General features: G+C 59.3%; 18 protein-coding genes. 16 read left to right on the top strand and 2 right to left on the bottom strand.

Going from position 1 to position 19881, the window contains the following annotated elements; translation table 11 throughout:
- Nucleotides 1–20 precede the first annotated feature (20 nt).
- A complete protein-coding gene (locus MPRO_RS24065; protein ID WP_067298857.1) occupies nt 21–1031 on the bottom strand; it encodes an AraC family transcriptional regulator in 1011 nt (336 codons plus the stop codon).
- Nucleotides 1032–1244: 213 nt separating this feature from the next.
- Here MPRO_RS24065 and MPRO_RS24060 point away from each other — a divergent pair, with 213 nt between their 5' ends.
- The 5 genes from MPRO_RS24060 to MPRO_RS24040 all read left to right on the top strand — a co-directional run bounded on the left by MPRO_RS24060 (nt 1245) and on the right by MPRO_RS24040 (nt 6135).
- A complete protein-coding gene (locus MPRO_RS24060) occupies nt 1245–2492 on the top strand; it encodes a dienelactone hydrolase family protein (RefSeq protein ID WP_067298856.1) in 1248 nt (415 codons plus the stop codon).
- A complete protein-coding gene (locus MPRO_RS24055; protein ID WP_067298855.1) occupies nt 2489–3277 on the top strand; it encodes an SDR family oxidoreductase in 789 nt (262 codons plus the stop codon). Before MPRO_RS24060 ends, MPRO_RS24055 begins: the two co-directional genes overlap by 4 nt.
- Nucleotides 3278–3334: 57 nt before the next feature.
- Nucleotides 3335–4576: a styrene monooxygenase/indole monooxygenase family protein gene (locus MPRO_RS24050; RefSeq protein ID WP_067298854.1), complete on the top strand. Its 1242-nt coding sequence runs from the start codon at nt 3335–3337 to the stop codon at nt 4574–4576.
- A 1-nt stretch (nt 4577) separates the two neighbouring features.
- Nucleotides 4578–5111, top strand: a complete 534-nt coding sequence (locus MPRO_RS24045; protein ID WP_067298853.1) for a flavin reductase family protein — start codon at nt 4578–4580, stop codon at nt 5109–5111.
- Nucleotides 5112–5241: 130 nt separating this feature from the next.
- Nucleotides 5242–6135 carry a SphA family protein gene (locus MPRO_RS24040; protein WP_067298852.1) on the top strand — a complete coding sequence of 298 codons (894 nt, stop codon included), beginning with the start codon at nt 5242–5244 and terminating at the stop codon, nt 6133–6135.
- Nucleotides 6136–6202: 67 nt separating this feature from the next.
- Here MPRO_RS24040 and MPRO_RS24035 read toward each other — a convergent pair whose 3' ends face one another.
- Complete coding sequence (locus MPRO_RS24035) at nt 6203–7216, bottom strand: AraC family transcriptional regulator (protein WP_067298851.1); 1014 nt, start codon at nt 7214–7216, stop codon at nt 6203–6205.
- A 288-nt stretch (nt 7217–7504) separates the two neighbouring features.
- On the opposite strand from MPRO_RS24035, the gene antA reads away from it, so the two are divergent.
- The 11 genes from antA (at nt 7505) to MPRO_RS23980 (ending at nt 19743) form a co-directional block, all read left to right on the top strand.
- Nucleotides 7505–8905: an anthranilate 1,2-dioxygenase large subunit gene (antA, locus tag MPRO_RS24030; protein ID WP_067298850.1), complete on the top strand. Its 1401-nt coding sequence runs from the start codon at nt 7505–7507 to the stop codon at nt 8903–8905.
- On the top strand, nt 8905–9393 hold the full coding sequence (gene antB / locus MPRO_RS24025; RefSeq protein ID WP_067298849.1) for an anthranilate 1,2-dioxygenase small subunit: 489 nt from the start codon (nt 8905–8907) through the stop codon (nt 9391–9393). The genes antA and antB overlap by 1 nt, the downstream gene beginning before the upstream one ends.
- Before the next feature lie 39 nt (nt 9394–9432).
- Nucleotides 9433–10452, top strand: a complete 1020-nt coding sequence (gene antC / locus MPRO_RS24020; protein ID WP_067298848.1) for an anthranilate 1,2-dioxygenase electron transfer component AntC — start codon at nt 9433–9435, stop codon at nt 10450–10452.
- Nucleotides 10453–10640: 188 nt separating this feature from the next.
- Complete coding sequence (locus tag MPRO_RS24015) at nt 10641–11084, top strand: MarR family winged helix-turn-helix transcriptional regulator (RefSeq protein WP_067298847.1); 444 nt, start codon at nt 10641–10643, stop codon at nt 11082–11084.
- Between the two features lie 32 nt (nt 11085–11116).
- Nucleotides 11117–11554, top strand: coding sequence for an acyl-CoA thioesterase (locus MPRO_RS24010; protein ID WP_067298846.1), 438 nt, complete (start codon nt 11117–11119; stop codon nt 11552–11554).
- A gap of 99 nt (nt 11555–11653) precedes the next feature.
- A complete protein-coding gene (locus MPRO_RS24005; RefSeq protein ID WP_067298845.1) occupies nt 11654–12175 on the top strand; it encodes a TRAP transporter small permease in 522 nt (173 codons plus the stop codon).
- Nucleotides 12175–13494, top strand: a complete 1320-nt coding sequence (locus MPRO_RS24000) for a TRAP transporter large permease (protein WP_067298844.1) — start codon at nt 12175–12177, stop codon at nt 13492–13494. The genes MPRO_RS24005 and MPRO_RS24000 overlap by 1 nt, the downstream gene beginning before the upstream one ends.
- A 50-nt stretch (nt 13495–13544) precedes the next feature.
- Nucleotides 13545–14510 (top strand): TRAP transporter substrate-binding protein DctP, encoded by a 966-nt coding sequence (gene dctP / locus MPRO_RS23995; protein ID WP_067298843.1) that lies wholly within the window; start codon nt 13545–13547, stop codon nt 14508–14510.
- Nucleotides 14511–14750: 240 nt separating this feature from the next.
- Nucleotides 14751–15887: an alpha-hydroxy acid oxidase gene (locus MPRO_RS23990; protein WP_067298842.1), complete on the top strand. Its 1137-nt coding sequence runs from the start codon at nt 14751–14753 to the stop codon at nt 15885–15887.
- A gap of 77 nt (nt 15888–15964) precedes the next feature.
- Nucleotides 15965–18127 carry a ferredoxin family protein gene (locus MPRO_RS23985; RefSeq protein ID WP_067298841.1) on the top strand — a complete coding sequence of 721 codons (2163 nt, stop codon included), beginning with the start codon at nt 15965–15967 and terminating at the stop codon, nt 18125–18127.
- Entirely contained in the window at nt 18127–19743 is a 1617-nt protein-coding gene (locus MPRO_RS23980; RefSeq protein ID WP_082709096.1) for an indolepyruvate oxidoreductase subunit beta family protein, read from the top strand. The genes MPRO_RS23985 and MPRO_RS23980 overlap by 1 nt, the downstream gene beginning before the upstream one ends.
- The last annotated feature ends 138 nt before the right edge of the window (nt 19744–19881 follow it).

Here is a 19881-nt window from a genome sequence, read left to right as displayed (position 1 = left end):
TTCAGGCCGCTGACCTTGTGTCACAGGCAGCCTGTCCTGCGTTTCGTTTCGCTGGGGCTTTCGCCGTACAGCAAGCGATAGTCCCGGCTAAAACGGCCCATATGCGTAAAGCCCCACCCCATGGCCAGCTCGGTAACCGTAGTAGTCTGGCTGTTGTACAGTAAATCGTGCCGCACATTTTGCAGGCGTATCTGGCGCAGGTATTCCATGGGGCTTTGATTGCGAAATTCCCGAAAGCCGGCGTAGAGCGTTCTCAGGCTGACGCCGGCCAGCTCCGCCAGCTGCGCCGGAGCCATCGGCTCCCGGGCGTGCTCTGCCATATGTTCTTCCACCCGCTTGACGTGTCGCGGTGCCAGGCGGCGATCATTCTGACGCAGTGCATCTGAATAATTGCTCGGCTGTATACAGAGCAGAGTACTGATGATTAGTTGTTCAAGCTGCTGGGCAATAAGGGGTTCTTGCAGGCCTTCGGGCGATTCTTTTTGCAGCCGCACCAGATACAGCAGCATGTTCATCCAGCTGGCGTCCTGCTGCCAGTGCAGTGCGTTCTCAAATGCCAGTGGCCGGGGCAACGGCCGGCCGATAATACGACTGCAGGCCTGTTCCAGCGCCTCGCGTTCGATACGCAGCATTAACTGATCACAGCCCTGGCTGTAGCGCATGACCAGCGCTTGTGCGGGGTTGAGGATAGCGCCCCGCCTGTGATCCAGATCGACGCGCTCGCCGTCACATTCAACCTCTCCCTCGCCCTGCAACGGCATCTGGATCAGGAAAAACTGTTCCAGGCATTCGGGTTCGATTTGCACATCAGCGCCGTATCTGAGGCGGTTCAGGGATACCCGTTGAATAGGGACATGGTGCAGTCGCGAGTCGATCGCCTTTGTCTTGCCGAGTGCCTGCAGGCGGTGGGGCTTGAAGACCGCACCGACCTGGTCCCGGGTCTCATCCAGATCCTGGGAGCAGAAAATCAACTGGCGGGTGTTATTCAGCAGGGCGGATCTCAGCAATGGCGACAATGTAGTTCTCGTCATGGCGTGGTCTCGTTTTTATTGTTCTGGCCGTCGAGGCTTGTGCCCGCGGTTGTTTATTCTGTCGCCAGTATAAGCGAGGGAGCCTGGCGGGCGGCGATCCTTGTGCAGTTTTCTGCACTCAGCGGATAGTCTGCGCAGGCAGCGGCTCGTGTCCACGCCTCCCGGGTACTTAGGATGTAGCTACGCAACTCAAGACCTATCCAGGAGACTAGCATGAGTACATCGATCGAGATCAGGGCAAAGGACGGCAGCGGAGTATTCCAGGGTTATCTGGCAGTGCCCGAGTGCGGCAGCGGCCCCGGCATTGTACTGCTGCAAGAGATCTTTGGTGTTAATGGCACCATGCGACAGATTGCGGACTACTACGCCGAGGAGGGCTATGTGGTGCTGGTGCCGGATCTGTTCTGGCGTCAGGAGGCCGGTGTTGAGCTGGGCTACACGCAGCAGGACTGGCAGAAAGCGTTTGGATTCTACCAGGCGTTTGATCAGGACCTTGGCATTGAGGACATTGATGCCACTGTCCAGGCGCTGCGCCAGCGCAGCGAGTGCACCGGCGCGGTGGGTACCCTTGGCTTCTGTCTCGGTGCCCGTCTGGCCTATTTGAGCGCCTGTCGCTGCGATGTTGATGTGGCTGTCGGTTATTACGGCATGGGGATCGAAAACCACCTCGATGAGGCGGCGAATATCAAAGGGCGTCTGGTGCTGCACTTCGCTGGCAATGATGAGTTCTGCCCGATGGCTGCTCGCCAGGATATCTGTGTTGCGCTGCAGGAGCGGGACAATATCGAGCTCTATACCTATCCCGATGTGGATCATGCCTTTGCCCGGCCGGCGTCTGAGCATTATCACAAACCCTCGGCGCTGATGGCGCACCAGCGTTCGGTGACCGCATTCCGCCAGGCGATGGGGCCGAACTATGATCTTTCGATGCTGTGGGACAAGCACTGCGAATACGAGTTTTCCAGCCGTAATGTAGAGGCGACCATGGCGACCATGGTGGCTGAGCCTTACGTCAACCATATTCCGACCCTGACCGGCGGCGTGGGTGCGACGGAGCTGTACCGTTTCTACAAGCACCATTTTGTCGACTCCAACCCGGACGACACGCAGCTGTTACCGATTTCCCGCACCATAGGCGCGACCCAGATCGTCGATGAAGTGTTGTTCAGCTTTACCCATGACCGCGAGATCGACTGGCTGTTGCCGGGCATAGCCCCCACCGGCAAGCGGGTCGAGATTCCGCTGGTGGCCATCGTAAAGTTCCGCGGCGACAAGCTCTATCACGAGCATATCTACTGGGATCAGGCCTCGGTGCTGGTGCAAATCGGCGTGCTCGACCCCGCCGGCCTGCCGGTGGCCGGGCGTGAAACCGCTGCCAAGTTGCTGGACGAGACCCTTGAATCCAATGGCCTGATGGCCAAATGGGCCCAGAGCGCCCATCAGCCGGGGAAGAGCGTATGACTGATTTTAATGAACACAGTGTCGTGATTACCGGCGGTGCGACGCTGATGGGGCAGGCTGTTTCAGAAGCCTTTGTCGCCGCCGGCGCCAATGTCACGGTACTCGATATTGACGCCGAGTCCGGCGCTGCCCTGGCCGACCGCCTGGGCCCAAAGGCGCACTTTATTGCCACCGATATCTGCTGTGACGAGCAGCTGAACCGGGCCATCAATGAGGCTGCAGTACGTTTCGATGGCATCGACTGTCTGGTCAATCTGGCCTGTAGCTACCTGGATGACGGGGCCGCATCGCCGCGCTCGGACTGGCTCAGGGCACTGGACGTCAATCTGGTCAGCGCCGTGATGGCCGCCAAAGCCGTGCATCCCTTGATGTGCAGGCGCGGCGGTGGCGCCATCGTGAATTTCAGCAGTATTTCGGCGCAGGTGGCCCAGACCGGACGCTGGCTCTACCCGGCCAGCAAGGCGGCCATCAAGCACCTGACCCGCAGTATGGCGTTGGACTTTGCCGACGACGGTATACGTGTCAACTCTGTGTCCCCGGGCTGGACCTGGTCCCGGGTGATCAGCGAGGTCAGCGGCGGTGACCGGGACAAGGCCGCCCGGGTCGCGGCCGACTTTCATATGCTCGGTCGGCTCGGCGAGCCGAAGGAAGTGGCCGCCGTGGTGCTCTTTCTGTGTTCAGACCAGGCCAGCTTCGTCACCGGCGCTGACTATGCCGTCGATGGCGGCTACGGGGCACTGGGCCCGGAACAGCGTGACCCGGCGATTCCCAAGCTTGCGGGCTGAGCTCACCAGCAGTCGCCATTCGGTGTTACTTACAACAAAAAATATTTGGAGATCATTATGACGCGACGTATCGCTATCGTGGGGGCCGGTCAGTCCGGACTGCAGACCGGGATTGGCCTGTTGCAGCAGGGGTATCAGGTCACCCTGATGTCCAATCGCACAGCGGAGCAGATCAGTGCAGGTCGGGTGATGTCGAGCCAGTGCATGTTCGACAATGCGCTGGAAACGGAGCGCGCGCTGGGGATTAACTTCTGGGAAAACGACTGTCCGCCGGTGCAGGGGATTGGCATGACGGTACCGGATTCTGAACGGGCCGGTCAGGCGCTGATCAACTGGTCGGCGCGTCTCGACAAGCCAGCTCAATCGGTGGATCAGCGCCTGAAAATGCCGGTTTGGATGGATGAGTTCGTTCGTCTTGGCGGTGAGTTGGTGATTCGCGATGCCGGTATCGACGAACTGGAAGAGCTGGCGGCGTCCCATGATCTGGTGCTGATTGCCGCTGGCAAGGGCGAGATCGTGCGGCTGTTCGAGCGCGATGCCGAGCGCTCTGTGTTCGACAAGCCACAGCGGGCACTGGCGTTAACTTACGTGCAGGGCATGGAGCCCGCTGAGCCCTATTCACGCGTGGCGTTCAATCTGATACCCGGTGTCGGCGAGTACTTTGTGTTTCCGGCTCTGACGCTAAACGGACCCTGTGAAATCATGGTGTTCGAGGGTATCCCCGGCGGTCCGATGGACTGCTGGCAGGATGTATCGAGTCCCGCGCAGCACCTGGCAAGGAGTCTTGAAATCATCCGTACCTATGCACCGGGCGAGGCTGAACGCTGCAAGGATGTGCAGCTCACCGACGACAATGGCATTCTGGCTGGTCGTTTTGCCCCTACGGTGCGCAGGCCGGTCGCAACACTGCCATCGGGCCGAGCGGTGTTAGGCATCGCCGACACCCTGGTGGTGAATGATCCGATTACCGGGCAGGGGTCCAACAATGGTGCCAAATGCAGCCGGGTGTACCTGCAGGCAATCTTATCCCGCGGCGATGCGCCCTTCGATAGGGCCTGGATGCAGCAGACCTTCGAGACTTACTGGCGCTACGCCCAGGATGTCGTGAGCTGGACCAATAGCCTGTTGCTGCCACCGCCCGAGCATATTTTAAACCTGCTCGGTGCAGCACAGCGCTCGCCGGCCCTGGCAGCGAGCATTGCCAATGGCTTTAATAATCCGCCGGATTTCATGCCCTGGTGGCTGGAGCCTGAGTCCTGCGACCACTTCGTTAACGAACAGCTGAAAAAGGGGGCCTGAAATGACCACGCTGAAGACACCAGCCGCCGTTGCCTTAGCCGACGAAACGCCAGCGGTACCTATTCTCGACAGCCGGGAGCTGCGCAACACCCTGGGCTTGTTTGCCACCGGGGTCACTGTGGTGACGGCACAGGGGAAAGATGGGAAACCCATCGGCATTACTGCCAACTCTTTCTCGTCGCTGTCGCTGGACCCGCCGCTAATTCTCTGGAGTCTGGCGCTGAAGTCCCCAAACCTTGATGCCTTTGGGCAGGGGCGGCCCTTCGTGGTGAATATACTTGATCGGCAACAGGATGCGCTGGCGATGAAGTTTGCAAGGGCTGCGGATGACAAGTTCGCCAGTGTGTCCCATGGCGTTAGCCGGGCCGGGGTTCCACTGATCGACGAGAGCCTGGCGCAGCTAGAGTGCCGCGTCGAGTTCACGCGGATCGCGGGCGATCACCTTCTGATTGTGGGACGAGTCGAAGCGTTCAACACCCGAGAAGGTGACCCGCTACTGTTTTACCGGGGCGCTTTCGGTCAGCTCTGTGCCTGAACGCCATTCGCGCTGGCCTGTGTATCAATCCGCAGGCCAGCGCGAGACCCATCCATAGCAGCCTGTCCGTGTGCCGACCCTCGTGGGGCCGCGGTCAGCTGACTCAATAAGAAAAATCGGATACATCATCATGAAGACATATTTGACGCGCGCAGGTCTTGGCCTCGCGACGGGCGCACTCGCCTTTTCAATGTCTGTACAGGCCACTGAAGGCGGGGGTTCCAGCTATCCCATGGGGGCAGAGAACTACCTGGTGGGCGCCTTGCCCCCGCCGGGTGTCTATCCGCTGATCTATGCCAGCCATTATGCGGCCGACGATTTCAACGATGGAGACGGCGACAGCTTGCCCATCGATTTTCGCCTGCGGGCCAAGGTGGTGGCACCTCGACTGCTCTGGGTGACGGACCAAAGTTTGCTGGGTGGCCAGTTGGTGTATGCGGCGTTGCTGCCGCTGGTTGATCTGGATGTTTCTGTCAATGGCATGAGCGACAGCGCCCGCGGTGCGGGTGATCTGGATTTGACCGCATTGCTGGCCTACCACCACAGCGCCAGCCTGCACAGTGCGGTGGGGGTCGATATATTTGCGCCAACCGGCAGCTACAAAACCGGAGAACTGGCCAATATCGGACGCAACTACTGGTCGATGCAGGCTGTATATGCCGCCTCCCATATCAACCCGGCAGGCGTTAACTGGGGCCTCAAGTTGATGTATGACTACAACTTCGAAAATGACGCCACGGGCTACCAGTCGGGCCAGGAGCTGCATCTCGATTATGCGCTGGGCTATGGGGTTGGCCCCGGCTGGGTGCTTGGCCTGGGGGGCTATGCCTACCGACAGGTCAGCAGCGATAAGCTCAATGGGCTGGATATCGGTAATGAGGGGCAGGCGTTTGCCATAGGCCCGTCAATCAAGTTCGATAATGGCAAAGGATTTTTTGTAACCGCCAAGTACCAAAAGGAAATGGCGGTTGAAAACAGACCCGAGGGTGACGCCTTCTGGATTAAGGCCGCATTACCCTTTTGAGTATATTTTAAGTGTTATTCAATAAGGCCGACATATTGTCGGCCTTATTAGTGCTGAATTATGATTTTCAGAATGATGTTGCTTTCTTGATACGTTGAATGCTTTCAGAGGGTGACTCATTGAACTGTTTTTTGTAATCCACAGAGAAACGTCCGAGGTGCGAGAAACCCCACTTCATCGCAATAGAGGATATATTTTCGTTGGCATTATCCGTCAGAATATCCTGGCGTGCGCCCTCCAGTCGAATTCTTTTAAGGTGGTATGTTGGCGGCTCACCGACATATTTCTTGAAGTCGTTATAGAGTTTATTGCGTGAAACGCAGGCGGCCTGCTCGATATCTTCAATGCTGATATCGTCATGGGCATGTTTTTTGATGAATTCGATAGTACGTGTCAGGTAGGCTGGCATCGAGGTGCAGCTTGCCTGTTCAATCGCCTGGGAGTAATTGTTGGGCTGTGAAACAATAATCCCCTTGATCAACGCCTGTTCCATTTCACGGATAAAATGCGAGCTGTTGTAGAGGCCGTTGATACTTCGCAGTTCGTTTTCAATGTGCCGGATGGTGCGCCACCAGGCGCTGTTGGCGCCTATGGCGGCATCCATTTGTGTCTGGAAAATCAACGGCTCTGTTACCGGGCGTCGCAGCAGGCTTTCCAGCCCTGCTTCCATGGCCTGGCGGGATATTCGAACCAGTGTCTTGCGGCAATTTCCACTGATATGCAGGCGGCAGGCGGTGGACGGAGAGATAATAACGCCACGGGTTATATCCGATTGTGCCTGCAGGCTTGGGCCTTCCAGTGCCTGAAAACCGCTGACCGGCAAGCTGATACTGTAACTACTGTGCAAGTCATCGATTTCGACGGTAACATCGGTACCATATTCAATGTGGCCAATAGCGGTTGTCGTGGATGTTAATATATTTCCGACGTGGCGAAATCGAATGGAGTTACTGTTTTTTACTTTTAAGTAGTGCGGGCCACAAATGCTTTCCATCCATGATCTTGCAGCCTCAGCATCAAGAATTTCTGTGCTGATAGTATCCTTTGTACGGCCTTCGACCAGATTATGAATACCCAGCATAGCGCGTTACCTTAGTCTGATTTCTATCGATATCGTATTTTTAAATGTCGTCGCGTAGCATCTCGCAAAGGTACCACCCTCTCTGCGCAGACGTCAATCCTGCCGCTTTTTTCCAGCCGCGTTAGCGCTGTGGTGTGTCTGTTTTTTAGTTTTATACACCGGGGTGAAAAAACGGATAAAGCTCGCAGGATATCGGGATAGCTCAGTATCCCTGCTGTCTGGTTTCATGGTGGCACTGAATGAGCGGGCTGAAACAGGCTCGAACTGGCCGCGATTGGAGGCAAGACTGTGAGCAACAATAATACGCAAAAGCTGAACGCCTGGCGGGAACAGATTGAAGGTGCGCTTGATTTTCGCCCGAATGAGCGTGTTTTCAAGATAGCGCGGGAAATGTTTACCGACCAGGAGCTGTTTGACCTGGAAATGGAGCTGATCTTCGAGAACACCTGGATCTTTGCTTGCCACGAAAGTCAGATTGCCAATGCAAACGACTTTTTTACCATGCAGGCCGGGCGCCAGCCCATGATCATTACCCGCGATGGCAAGGGCGAGCTGAACGCGCTGGTCAATGCCTGTCAGCATCGCGGCGCGACTCTGACTCGGGTGTGCAAGGGCAACCAGTCCACCTTCACCTGCCCCTTCCACGCCTGGTGCTACAAGTCCGATGGACGCTTGGTCAAGGTCAAGGCGCCGGACGAGTATCCGCAGGATTTTGACAAGACCAGCCGCGGGCTGCGCAAGGCGCTGATCAGCAGCTACAAGGGTTTTGTCTTTATCAACCTCAACACCGAGTCTGATGTGTCGCTGGAGGATTTCCTCGGTGATGCCCGCATCGGTTTTGACATGATGGTGGCGCAGTCTGCGACGGCTGAGCTGGAAGTGCTGCCGGGGGCCTCGTCCTACACCTTCGATGGTAACTGGAAGCTGCAAAACGAAAATGGGCTGGACGGTTATCACGTCAGCACTGTGCACTACAACTACGTCGCCACGGTGCAGCATCGTCAGCAGGAAGAGTCCAAGAAGGAATCTGCGGACAACAGCAAGACGCTCGACTACAGCAAGCTGGGTGCCGGCGACAAGGATACCGATGACGGCTGGTTTGCGTTCGAGAACGGTCACACCATTCTGTTCAGCGACATGCCCAACCCGGAAGTTCGCCCCGGCTATGCCAGCGTCATGCCGCGCCTGGTGGAAGAGTTCGGTGAGGCCCGGGCCCAGTGGATGATGCATCGACTGCGCAACCTCAATATCTACCCCAGCCTGTTCTTTATGGATCAGATCAGCTCCCAGCTACGTATAGTGCGGCCCGTGGCCTGGAACAAGACCGAGGTGCACAGCCTGTGCCTGGGTGTCAAAAATGAGTCCGACGCCGACCGCGAGAACCGCATCCGCCAGTTTGAAGACTTTTTCAATGTGTCCGGCATGGGAACCCCCGATGATTTGGTGGAATTCCGCGAAGCCCAGAAGGGGTTCCAGGGCCGCGCCGAGCGCTGGAGCGATATTTCCCGCGGTTGTGAAAACTGGGTCACGGGTCCCACGGCCAACACCGAAGCGCTGGGTATCAGGCCGGTGCTGACCGGCACCGAATTTACCCAGGAAGGCCTGTACGTGAATCAGCATTCCACCTGGCAGCGCTACCTGCTGCAGGGGTTGGCCGCCAAGACCCGCCAGGCAGAGGAGAGCAACTGATGAACCCGACCTTGCACAGCATTGAGCAGTTTCTGTACCAGAAGGCCGAGCTCTGTGACCATCAGCAGTGGGATGAATACCTGGCGCTGTTTGACGAGGACGCCGAGTTCCATATGCCGCAGTGGGAGTCGGAGCATGTCCACACCACCAACCCCAAGCGGGAAATGTCGCTGATTTACTACCCGAGCCGTGCCGGGCTTGAAGATAGGGTATTCCGCATTCGCACCGGCAAATCGGCGGCCTGTACCCCCATGCCCCGCACCCTGCACCAGGTCAGCAATGTACAGGCACAGCCACAGGATGATGGCAGCTGGCTGGTGAAGGCCAACTGGGCGACCCATTTCTACCGCTTTGGCGAGGCTGAGGTGTTCTTTGGGCGGGTCGAATACCGCTTGCGGGCCGAGGGCGACAGCTTTCGCATCCGCAGGAAGCAGGTGGTCCTGCTGAACGACAAGATTCGCCACGTACTGGACTTCTATCACGTCTGATCGGCACGCCAGTGACGGACAGAAACAAGGGGGTGCGTTATGCACAAAGTAGCCTTGAGTTTTACCGACGGACGGACCCATTTCGTCGGTGTTAATGCCAACGAGCCGTTGCTGGATGCTGCGCTGCGCCAGGGCATCACGCTGCCGGTGGATTGTCGCGAAGGCGTCTGCGCCACCTGCAAGGGCACCTGCGAGTCCGGCGACTACAGCCTGGATTACGTGGATGAAGATGCGCTGTCCGAGGCCGATCTGGCGCGGGGCGCGGTACTGGCCTGCCAGATGCGGGTCAGTTCCGATTGCGCGGTAAAGTTCGACTTTGAATCGACCCTCTGCACCTCGGCCGGACCGCTGGAGGTTGAGGCTGTGGTGCAGAGCGTCGAGCAGCTGTCCGACTCCACCGCCATCGTGCATATCGATGCGGCTTCACTGGATCAGCAACTCGACTTTCTGCCGGGGCAGTACGCCCATGTACAGGTGCCGGGTACCGATGAGTGGCGTTCCTATTCATTCGCCTGCGCGCCCAATGCGACCAACGGTCTGCAGTTCCTGATTCGGCTGCTGCCCCAGGGAGCCATGAGTGATTACCTGCGCGAGCGGGCAGCGCCTGGGGATCGCATCCGGCTGAAGGCGCCGCTGGGCGCGTTTTACCTGCGCAAGGTGAGCCGTCCGCTGGTGCTGGTGGCCGGTGGCACCGGACTCTCGGCTTTCCTGGGTATGCTGGACGAGATGGCAGCAGACCCTGGCGCCTGCACCCAGCCGGTGACCCTGTTCTATGGCGTGACCCAGGCGCAGGACCTGTGTGAGCTGGAACGTCTGCAGCGCTATGCCGAACGGTTGTCGAATTTCAGCTATCACCGCATTGTGATGCGGGAGAGCGAAGACTGGCAGGGCCCCGTTGGCGTGGTGACGGACCTGTTCGAGGACTGTCATTTCAACGACGGCGAGGTGGATACTTATCTGTGCGGGCCGCCGCCGATGGTCGAAGCGGTCAAGCAGTGGCTGGATCAGCGGGCCATGGCGAACTGCCAGGTGTATTTCGAGAAATTTTCCGCCAGCTAAGCCGTGCTGCGCATGGCCAGGGCGCTCCGTTCTTGCTCTCCTGGAGTAAGAGTGGAGTGTATTTTTAGCTAGATACTTTAACCTTAAAATATTAACGTATGAATTATTTAACCACAAAGGAGATTCCCGCAGGAGCACCGCAAGGCTAACAGCCGGGGCGCGGTGCGGGCTGGCGGGAGCTGAGGCTGATGAGAGACGAACTTTCACTGAAAACCTGGTTTCGGATGCTGTCCAACACCGCCCTGATCGAACAGGAGCTGCGTGCCCTGCTGCTGAAAGAGTTCAATGTCACCCTGCCGCAGTTCGACCTGTTGGCCGCACTGCAGCACGCCGGTGGCACGGAGAAAATGTCAGCCCTGTCGCAATGGATGAAGGTCTCCAACGGCAATATCACCGGGGTGGTGGATCGGCTGGAGCGTGATGGCCTGGTACAGCGCCAGGCGCAGGCGGACGACAGACGCGTCAAGCTGATCAGCCTCACGCCATTGGGGCGCGACAGGTTCGAGCGCATGGCCGCCGTCCACAAGGCCTGGATTACCGAGGTGCTGGGCGGCCTGGGTGACGAAGATATGGGTGAGCTGCACCGTCAGCTGGTGTTGATGAGTCGGGTTCTGAAAGACAGAGCCCGATAGGGTTTTCGAATTAACGCATACAGGACAACGCTATGGTTTTTCAGAAGGAAGAAGTCATTCGCTTCAGACATTGTGACCCTGCCGGAATCGTATTCTACCCGCGCTATCTGGAGATCCTGAATGATACGGTGGAAGACTGGTTTCAGGCCATGGGGTTTGCCTTTCGCGATATGCAGGCGCGCTTCGGTGCCGGTGTGCCGACGGTGAATCTCAATATCACCTTCTCGAAACCCTGTCGCCAGTCGGATCGGCTGAGGTTGCTGCTCTCGTGTCTGCGGGTCGGCGACAGCTCGTTTGAGATCAAGATCAGCGGTTGGTGTGCCGGTGAGTCCATTCTGGATGCGCAGCTGGTGCTGTGTTTTAGCGCCATTGGCGACCGGGTGGGCAAAGTCTCGATCCCGCCGCAGATTCGTCAGCAGCTGCTGAAATATATGTCTGCCCCCGCATCGGTGTCGGCCCCTGCGGGCTGAGGCCTGGCAGCCTGTCGGGCTGAACACTGACCTACTGCGAACAGGCCGTTACCGGGTGCTGCGGTAACGGGAAACCATAACAACAACGGAAGCGAAGACATGGATAGGGTGACTGAACTGCCGGATACGATATCCGTCAATCGTTTTTACCACTGGCTGTATAACGGCTGTGGCCTGCTGGCGGCGCTGATGTTTGCGCTTATGGCGCTGCTGGTGTGCGCCGATATTGCGCTGCGAAACATGACCAGCTTCTCTATGCCCTGGACGGTAGAAGCCTCGGAATACCTGTTGATGACGGCGACCATGCTGGCCGCCCCCTGGTTGCTGTACTGCGGCGACCATATTCGCATTGATCTTGCGCTGCAACTGATGCCCCCGCGCTGGCGCGCACTGTTCGAGCGCGGTCTCAGTCTGCTGGGCGCCACCATATGCGCCGTACTGAGCTGGTATAGCCTGGAGGTCACCCTGGATACGGCACGCCAGGGCGGGCTGGTGTTCAAGGTACTGGTGTTTCCCCAGTGGTGGCTGAACCTGCCCATGATCCTGGGTTTTGTGTTGCTGACGGTGGAGTTTGTGCGCCGTCTGTTTGATCCCGTTCCGGCCCTGAAGGAGGCCTCCTGATGGATTGGTATCTGGCGTTGACGGTGATGTTGGGCACGCTCTTTGGCTTGATGCTGATCGGCATGCCGGTGGCCTTTGCTTTCCTGGGCGTGAACCTGCTCGGTGCCTGGCTATTTATGGGGGGGGAGGCCGGCATCGGCCAGCTGGTGCGCAATTCGGTGGGATCGGTCACCAGTTTCTCCCTGACGCCCATTCCGCTGTTCGTGATGATGGGGGAGGTGCTGTTTCACAGTGGCCTGGCCTATAGGGCCATCTCGAGTATCGAACGGCTGATTGCCAAGGTTCCCGGCCAGCTGTCCATCGTCTCGGTGCTGGGCGGCACAGTGTTTGCTGCGCTGTCCGGTTCCACCATCGCCAACACTGCGATGATGGGCAGCTCCCTGCTGCCGGAAATGCTCAAGCGCGGCTATCACCCCACGGTCGCCATGGGCCCCATCATGGCTGTGGGTGGCATCGCCATGCTGATTCCGCCTTCTGCATTGGCGGTCATGCTCGGGAGCCTGGCCGGTGTGTCGATCTCGGGTCTGCTGATCGGTGGCATAGTGCCGGGTCTGCTGATGGCGGCGGGCTTTCTTGGATTCGTTATCGTGCGTTCATGCCTGCATGAGAAAAGCCGCGGGGACGAAATCGTTGATGAAAACCTCGAAACACGCTGGGAGCGCTGGTGGCCGTTTCTGCGGGATGTGGTGCCCTTGCTGGGGATCTTTGTTGCGGTAGTGGGCAGCATGCTGGCCGGCTGGGCATCGCCGACGGAATCGGCGGCTATCGGTGCCCTGGCTGCCGTACTGGCGACCCTGGCCTACGGCGTACTGACCAAGGCGAAGCTGATTCGGGCGCTGATCGAAACGGCACGCATTTCAGTGATCATCCTGTTTGTGCTGGTGGCTTCCACGGCCTTCTCCCAGCAGCTGAGTTTTTCCGGTGCCACCGGTGGTCTGCTGTCGCTGGTTGGGGAGTACGAGCTGTCGGCGTTCTGGCTGGTGGTCGGCATGCTGGTGGTGATTCTGGTCATGGGCTGTGTCATCGACCAGGTCAGCATGATGATGATTACCCTGCCGTTCTTTATGCCCCTGGCCGCGGCGGCCGGTATAGATCCTATTTGGCTCGGCGTCATGATGCTGATTGCGATGGAACTGGGTCTGCTGACTCCGCCCTTTGGCTTGCTGCTGATGGTGATGCAAAGCGTGGCACCGCCGTCCATTCGCCTGACCCAGATCTACGCCTCGGCGGTGCCGTTCCTGCTGATCGAGTTGCTTGTATTGAGTTGCATTCTGCTTATGCCCTGGCTGGCAACCGGGCTACCCAATCTGATGGGGTAAGACACGACAACCCGTTCCCGATGCTGCAATCAATTAACTGGAGAAACCCCATGAATAATCATTTCAAGAAAGTGTTATGCGGCGGTTTGCTGGTCTGTGTTCCCTGGCTGGCCCAGGCGCAGGAAATTACCCTCAAGGCGGTCACGGCTTTTGGCCAGGACACCTACTTCAACGAGCGTTTCAAGCAGTTTGTGAGCAGCGTGAATGAGCAGGGCAAGGGCCTGGTGCAGATTCAGGTCATGGGCGGCCCCGAATCCATGCCGCCATTTGAAATTGGCAACGCGGTGCGTGCCGGTATCGTCGATATCGCCAACACCACCGGCGTTTTCCACGCCAACATGGTGCCGGAATCCCTGGCCATGACGCTGACCCGCAAGCCCATGTCTGAGCTGCGTGCCAATGGCGGCTATACGCTGATGGATCAGATCCACCGTGACAAGGCCAACATGGTATGGCTGGCGCGTCTGTCCGATGGCCTGCAATACCATATCTATACCAACAAAAAGGTTGAGTCGGCTGATCTGTCCGGCTTCAAGCTGCGGGGCGTGCCGGTGTACCGCTCCTTCTTCCAGGCCCTGGGCGCCACGCCTTTGCAGGTGGCACCCGGAGAAGTCTTTACGGCACTGGAGCGGGGCGTGGTGGACGGTTATGGCTGGCCCTCTGTCGGTATTTTCGATCTGGGCTGGCAGGAAAAAACCCGTTACCGCGTTGAACCCGGTTTCTACAACGTGGAAGTCAGCCTGTTCATGAATCAGGCGAGTTGGGAAAAGCTCGATCAGCCGCAGCGTGAATTCATGCGCCAGCAGGTGGCCTGGATTGAATCCCTCAACGAGGGTGCCGGTGAAGACGCAAAGGCAGACAAGCAGCACCAGGCCGATGCTGGCATCGAAGCCATCCAGCTGGCGCCGGAGCAGGCCGAGCAATTTGAGGCCCTGTCTCAGAGCGCTGGCTGGCAGGCGGTGGAAGAGCTCAGCCCGCAGTACGCACAACAGCTCAAGGCCAGTTTCGGCAGCTGAGCTAGCAGCCTGTCGGACTTACCACTGATCTACTGCGGAAAGCCGATTTTGGTCATTTTTCGTCCTCTTTTTTGTTAAATAGAACCACTATTTGCCTCAAAAGAGCTCAAAAACTGCCTCAAAACGGACTTTCCCTCGCTACGATCGGCCAAGTCCGACAGGCTGCTAACAGGCCGGGCGGGCAACTGCCCGGGCTGGCCCCCTGAACGGATACGACAATATGGCAATGGAGGCTGAGCTATGCCTGAAACCCGCCTGATGCAGCGTTTTCCGTCCTCCGCCTATCTGGAGCGACGGGCCCGGCAGCGCCTTCCCGGCTTTGTGTTTGATTACCTGCAAGGCGGCAGCGGGCGCCAGAGTGCCTTGCTGCGCAATACCGATGCCTTTGAGCAGATGGAGCTGGCGCCGCGCTACTTTAATGCCGGTGACGGGGCAGATCTGAGTACGTCTCTGTTCGGGCAAGCCTATCGGGTGCCCTTCGGGGTGGCGCCCATTGGTCTGGACGGTCTGGTGTGGCCGGGGGCGGTGGCAGCCCTTGCCCGGGCGGCAAAGGTGGCGGGGTGTCCCATTGCAGCCAGTACCTTCGCCACATCAAGCCTTGAAGAGGTTGCGAGCCTTGCCGGTGACATGGCCTGGTTTCAGCTTTACCCCTTCAGTGACGAGGCGGTGGAACAGAGCCTGATGCAGCGTGCCACCGAGGCCGGCTACAAGGTGCTGCTGGTCACTGTCGATGTGCCGGTGGGCGGGCGCCGCGAGCTGGACATGCACAACGGTCTTGCGCTGCCGCCCAAAGTGGGTGCTCGGACCTTGCTGGATATCATGCGTCGGCCACGGTGGGCGCTCAGCAGTGTCCGCCGGGGTGTACCGGCCTTCCGTAATCTGCAGCCTTATCGGCGCCACTCCGGTGACTATCTGCCGGCCAAGATCGCCGGGCGGGTGCCCTGGGCGCGGCTCAAGGCCTACCGCCAACGCTGGCCCGGTACCCTGGTGGTGAAGGGGGTGCTCAGTGCCGAGGATGCGCTGCGCTGCCGCGATCTGGGGGTGGATGGCATAGTCGTATCGAACCATGGCGGGCGACAACTGGATGCCTGCCCGTCGAGCCTGGCGGTGCTGCCGGCGGTGCGCCAGGCGGTGGGGCCTGATTTCCCGCTGATTCTGGACAGCGGTCTGCGCTCGGGGCTCGATGTGGCAAGGGGCATTGCGGCGGGGGCCGACTTTGCCCTGCTGGGGCGCACCTTCATGTATGGCGTAGCGGCCCTGGGGCCGGCGGGGGCCGATCATGTGATGCGCATGCTGGAGGATGAACTGAACAATGCAATGCAGATGCTCTGCTGCCCGGATATCGCCAGGCTCAGGTACTGGCAGGGCCAGACTTAACAGGGCTGAAAGCGGCTTTTACTAATGTTGATCGTGAGCCCACAGGCTCGCATGATCGGTGCGGGAGAACAGGCCAGATGGCGGAAAGATCGTTCAAGAGTGAAGTGAAGAAATTGCACGCAGGCGAAGGCGAGCTGTTCCACGGCGAGGGCATCCTTGCGGTGACCAAGGCGCTGCTGCAGTCGGGCGTGTCCTATGTCGGGGGCTATCAGGGCTCGCCCATCTCCCATCTGATGGATGTGCTGGCCGATGCGCGGGAAGAAATTCTCGATGACATGGGCATCCACTTCGAGACCAGTGCCAGTGAAGCCACCGCAGCCGCCATGCTGTCGGCGTCGGTGCACTATCCGCTGCGCGGCGCCGTCACCTGGAAGTCGACGGTGGGCACCAACGTGGCCTCCGATGCCCTGGCCAACCTGGCATCCGGCGGCGTGACCGGTGGCGCCGTGATCATTATCGGCGAGGACTATGGCGAAGGCTCTTCCATCATGCAGGAGCGTACCCATGCCTTTGCGATGAAGTCTCATATCTGGCTGCTTGACCCCAGGCCCAACCTGCCGAGCATCGTCGATATGGTAGAAAAGAGCTTTGAGCTGTCCGAAGCCAGCCATACCCCCGTCATGCTGCAGATGCGCATCCGCGCCTGCCACGTGCATGGCCAGTTTGTGGCCAGGGACAACCGCAAGGCCGAGTTCAGCTTGCAGGACGCGCTACAGAATCCCAAGCGGGATCTGAGCCGGGTGGTGCTGCCACCGGCGACCTTCCTGCACGAACGGGAAAAAATTGAAGCGCGCCTGCCGGCGGCCATCGAGTTTATCAAGGCGCAGGAGCTGAACGAGTTCTTTCCCGGCAGCCGCGAGGACGTCGGTATTATTTTGCAGGGCGGCAGCTACAACACAGTGATTCGTGCACTGGAGCACCTGGGGCAGGCGGATGCCTATGGTCAGTCGCAGATCTCGCTCTATGTGATGAACGTGGCTTTTCCGCTGATTGATGACGAGCTGCTGCGCTTTGCGCAAGGCAAGTCTGCGGTGCTGCTGGTGGAGGAGGGTAATCCTGAGTTTATCGAGCATGAGCTGCATACCCTCTTCGCCCGGGCTGGCTGCAAGACGCAGCTGCAGGGCAAGGCGGTGCTGCCACGGGTGGGTGAATACACCACCGATGTGGTGAAGGCCGGTATCCGTAACTTCCTGCAGGCCCAGACCACGGACTTGCTGCAGCACGAAACTGCGCTGTCCTTCGTGCCGGCCCGGTCTCTGTCAGTGGAGACTTTGACCGACGTGGTACCGGCTCGCCCGGCGGGCTTCTGCACCGGTTGTCCGGAGCGTCCGATTTTTTCCGCCATCAAGCTGTTGCAGAAAGAACGCGGCGACTTTCATATCAGCTGTGATATTGGCTGTCATCTGTTCTCGATCCTGCCGCCCTTTAACCTGGGCGCTACCACCATGGGCTATGGCCTTGGCAGCGCCTCGGCCTCGGCCTTCAATGTCAGCTCCGACAAGCCCGCGATTTCGATCATGGGGGATGGTGGCTTCTGGCATAACGGCCTGACCAGTGGTGTCGGCAATGCGGTCTTCAACAAGAGCGATGGCGTCAACCTGATCATCGACAATGCCTACACCGCCGCCACCGGTGGCCAGGATATTCTGTCATCCCGGGCTACCAATACGAACCTGGCGACCAATAACCCGATTTCCCGGGCGGTTGAGGGCGTGGGGGTGAAGTGGGTGCGGACTTTGACCCGCACCTACGATGTGACCGCCATGCTCAAGACGCTGCGCGAGGCGGTCAGCACCAAGGGCCAGGGGCCCAAGGTGATAGTGGCGCAATCCGAATGCATGCTGAATCTGCAGCGGCGGGAAAAGCGCAGCAAGCGCGCCGACCTTAAAGCCGGCAAGCGCGTATCCGAGGCGCGCTTTGCCATCGATGAGCAAACCTGCACCGGTGATCGGGCCTGCATCCGGCTGTCGGGCTGCCCATCGCTGACGGTGAAGGAAAACCCCGATCCCTGGCGCTCAGATCCGGTGACACGCATCGATAACAGTTGTGTCGGATGCGGTCTGTGCGGAGAAAACGTGCACGCCGATATCCTCTGTCCATCCTTTGTGCGGGTGGAAGTGGTGCGCAATGCCGGACGCTGGGAGACCTTCAGACGTCGTCTGTCCCAAAGCGTGATCCGCAGGCTGCAGAAAAGGGCGCAAAGGCGTCATGAAATCTACCAGCTGGATGGAGCTGCCTGATGACAACACTCGATAAACAGCGTTTCAATATTGCCATTACCGCCATGGGCGGGCAGGGCGGCGGTGTGCTGGCCGACTGGATAGTAGGTATGGCGGAGGCGGCGAACTGGCACGCCCAGACCACTTCGGTGCCGGGTGTGGCCCAGCGTACCGGGGCGACCATCTACTATCTTGAGCTGTTCCGGCCGCAGCCGGGCGACGCCGATACAAGGCGCCCTGTGCTGTCGCTTTCACCGGCCAGCGGCGATGTGGACCTGGTGGTCGCGGCTGAGCTGATGGAGGCCGGTCGTGCCATGCAGCGGGGCTTTGTAACGCCGGATCGCACCACGCTGATCGCCTCGTCACACCGGGCCTATGCCGTGGCGGAAAAGGAATCCATGGGCAATGCCATCGCCGACTCTGACTCGGTGCATGTCACGGCGGCGGAAATGGCGCAGCGGTATATTTGCTTCGACATGGCGGCCCTGGCCGAGCAATGCCGCAGTGTTGTGAGTGCGGTGCTGTTTGGCGCCATTCATGGTAGCGCAGTACTGCCTTTTGGACGGGAGGATTTCGAGCAGGCCATACGCCGGGGTGGCGTGGGTGTAGACGCCAGTCTGGCCGCCTTTGCCGCCGGTGCCGCTCAGGCCGAGGCCAACCGCAAGCCGGAAAATCCTGTTGTCCCCAGCCCTCCTGCCGAGGGCTGGCACTACAGGGGGCAGGACGGTGGTATTCGCCAGCTGCTGGCGACCATTGAGCGGGACTTTGCTCCGACATTGCAGCCGTTGTTGCAGGAAGGGGTGCGCAGAATGCTGGATCACAGCGATCTGCGTTACGCCGGGCGCTATATCCAGCGGATGCAGCGGCTGGAGGCCCTGGACGCCGAGGCGGATGCCGGGGGCGAAGCAGTTGGGCGCTGCAGTACCGTTGCAGCCCGCACCCTGGGGCTCTGGATGGCCTATGAAGATACGATCCGGGTGGCGGATATCAAGACGCGCTCGCAGCGTTTTGAACGCCTGTACGATGAGGTGGGCATAGATGCGGACCAGGTCTCCCATTTCACCGAATTCATGCACCCAAGGCTCGAAGAGGTGGCCGAAACGCTGCCCGCGGGCCTAGGACGCTGGGTGTTGCGTACCCGCTGGGCGGGGCGGCTGCTGGAAGTCCTGTTCGCGGGCCCGAAAAAACTCTCGACCCAGGGCCTCTGCGGTTTTGTGTCGCTCTACCTGGTGGCACAACTACGCCCGCTCAGGCGTTTTTCGCTGCGTGATGCTATTGAACAGACGCAGATTGATGCCTGGCTGGAACAGCTGGAAAGGACGCTGGTGGCAGACTATGACCTGGGCTGCGAAGTGGCGGCACTGCCGGAGCTGATCAAGGGCTACAGCAAAACCCGGGAGCGGGGGCTGCGCAGTTTCAGGGCGATTTCGGCTGCGGCCCGGGCGCTCAGTGGTCGTTCCGATGCCAGTGAGATCCTGCGCAACCTCAAGACCGCCGCGCTGCTAAGCGAAGAGGGCTCCGAGCTTGAGGCCGCCTTGCAGCGCCATCAGCTTGGGCATCTGTTCGAGCCGCTGCCGGGCAAACAGCAGGCCAGCGCTGGCTGCGCCTCGCAGTATGTTGATGCGGCGGCCCGATAGGAGACTGCAGAACCTGGTTCCCGGGTGAGGTAAAAACGGATAGGGATTGTGAAGTATCGGGATAGTTCGATGCCTGCACTCTCTGGTTTGATAGCTGTACCTGGCACGCAGGCGTAAGCCCAGTGCCAGACAGCACAG

The organism is Marinobacterium profundum (assembly GCF_001528745.1).
GTDB lineage: Bacteria > Pseudomonadota > Gammaproteobacteria > Pseudomonadales > Balneatricaceae > Marinobacterium_A > Marinobacterium_A profundum.
This window is presented reverse-complemented; position numbering and strand designations above follow the sequence as displayed.

Coding starts and splice junctions, on each gene's coding strand:
- MPRO_RS24060 (WP_067298856.1), top strand. CDS start 1,245: ATGAGTACATCGATCGAGATCAGGGCAAAGGACGGCAGCGGAGTATTC.
- antB (WP_067298849.1), top strand. CDS start 8,905: ATGAACCCGACCTTGCACAGCATTGAGCAGTTTCTGTACCAGAAGGCC.
- MPRO_RS23985 (WP_067298841.1), top strand. CDS start 15,965: ATGGCGGAAAGATCGTTCAAGAGTGAAGTGAAGAAATTGCACGCAGGC.
- MPRO_RS24010 (WP_067298846.1), top strand. CDS start 11,117: ATGGTTTTTCAGAAGGAAGAAGTCATTCGCTTCAGACATTGTGACCCT.
- MPRO_RS24005 (WP_067298845.1), top strand. CDS start 11,654: ATGGATAGGGTGACTGAACTGCCGGATACGATATCCGTCAATCGTTTT.
- antC (WP_067298848.1), top strand. CDS start 9,433: ATGCACAAAGTAGCCTTGAGTTTTACCGACGGACGGACCCATTTCGTC.
- dctP (WP_067298843.1), top strand. CDS start 13,545: ATGAATAATCATTTCAAGAAAGTGTTATGCGGCGGTTTGCTGGTCTGT.
- MPRO_RS23990 (WP_067298842.1), top strand. CDS start 14,751: ATGCCTGAAACCCGCCTGATGCAGCGTTTTCCGTCCTCCGCCTATCTG.
- MPRO_RS24040 (WP_067298852.1), top strand. CDS start 5,242: ATGAAGACATATTTGACGCGCGCAGGTCTTGGCCTCGCGACGGGCGCA.
- MPRO_RS23980 (WP_082709096.1), top strand. CDS start 18,127: ATGACAACACTCGATAAACAGCGTTTCAATATTGCCATTACCGCCATG.
- MPRO_RS24015 (WP_067298847.1), top strand. CDS start 10,641: ATGAGAGACGAACTTTCACTGAAAACCTGGTTTCGGATGCTGTCCAAC.
- MPRO_RS24055 (WP_067298855.1), top strand. CDS start 2,489: ATGACTGATTTTAATGAACACAGTGTCGTGATTACCGGCGGTGCGACG.
- MPRO_RS24000 (WP_067298844.1), top strand. CDS start 12,175: ATGGATTGGTATCTGGCGTTGACGGTGATGTTGGGCACGCTCTTTGGC.
- MPRO_RS24050 (WP_067298854.1), top strand. CDS start 3,335: ATGACGCGACGTATCGCTATCGTGGGGGCCGGTCAGTCCGGACTGCAG.
- MPRO_RS24045 (WP_067298853.1), top strand. CDS start 4,578: ATGACCACGCTGAAGACACCAGCCGCCGTTGCCTTAGCCGACGAAACG.
- MPRO_RS24035 (WP_067298851.1), bottom strand. CDS start 7,216: ATGCTGGGTATTCATAATCTGGTCGAAGGCCGTACAAAGGATACTATC.
- MPRO_RS24065 (WP_067298857.1), bottom strand. CDS start 1,031: ATGACGAGAACTACATTGTCGCCATTGCTGAGATCCGCCCTGCTGAAT.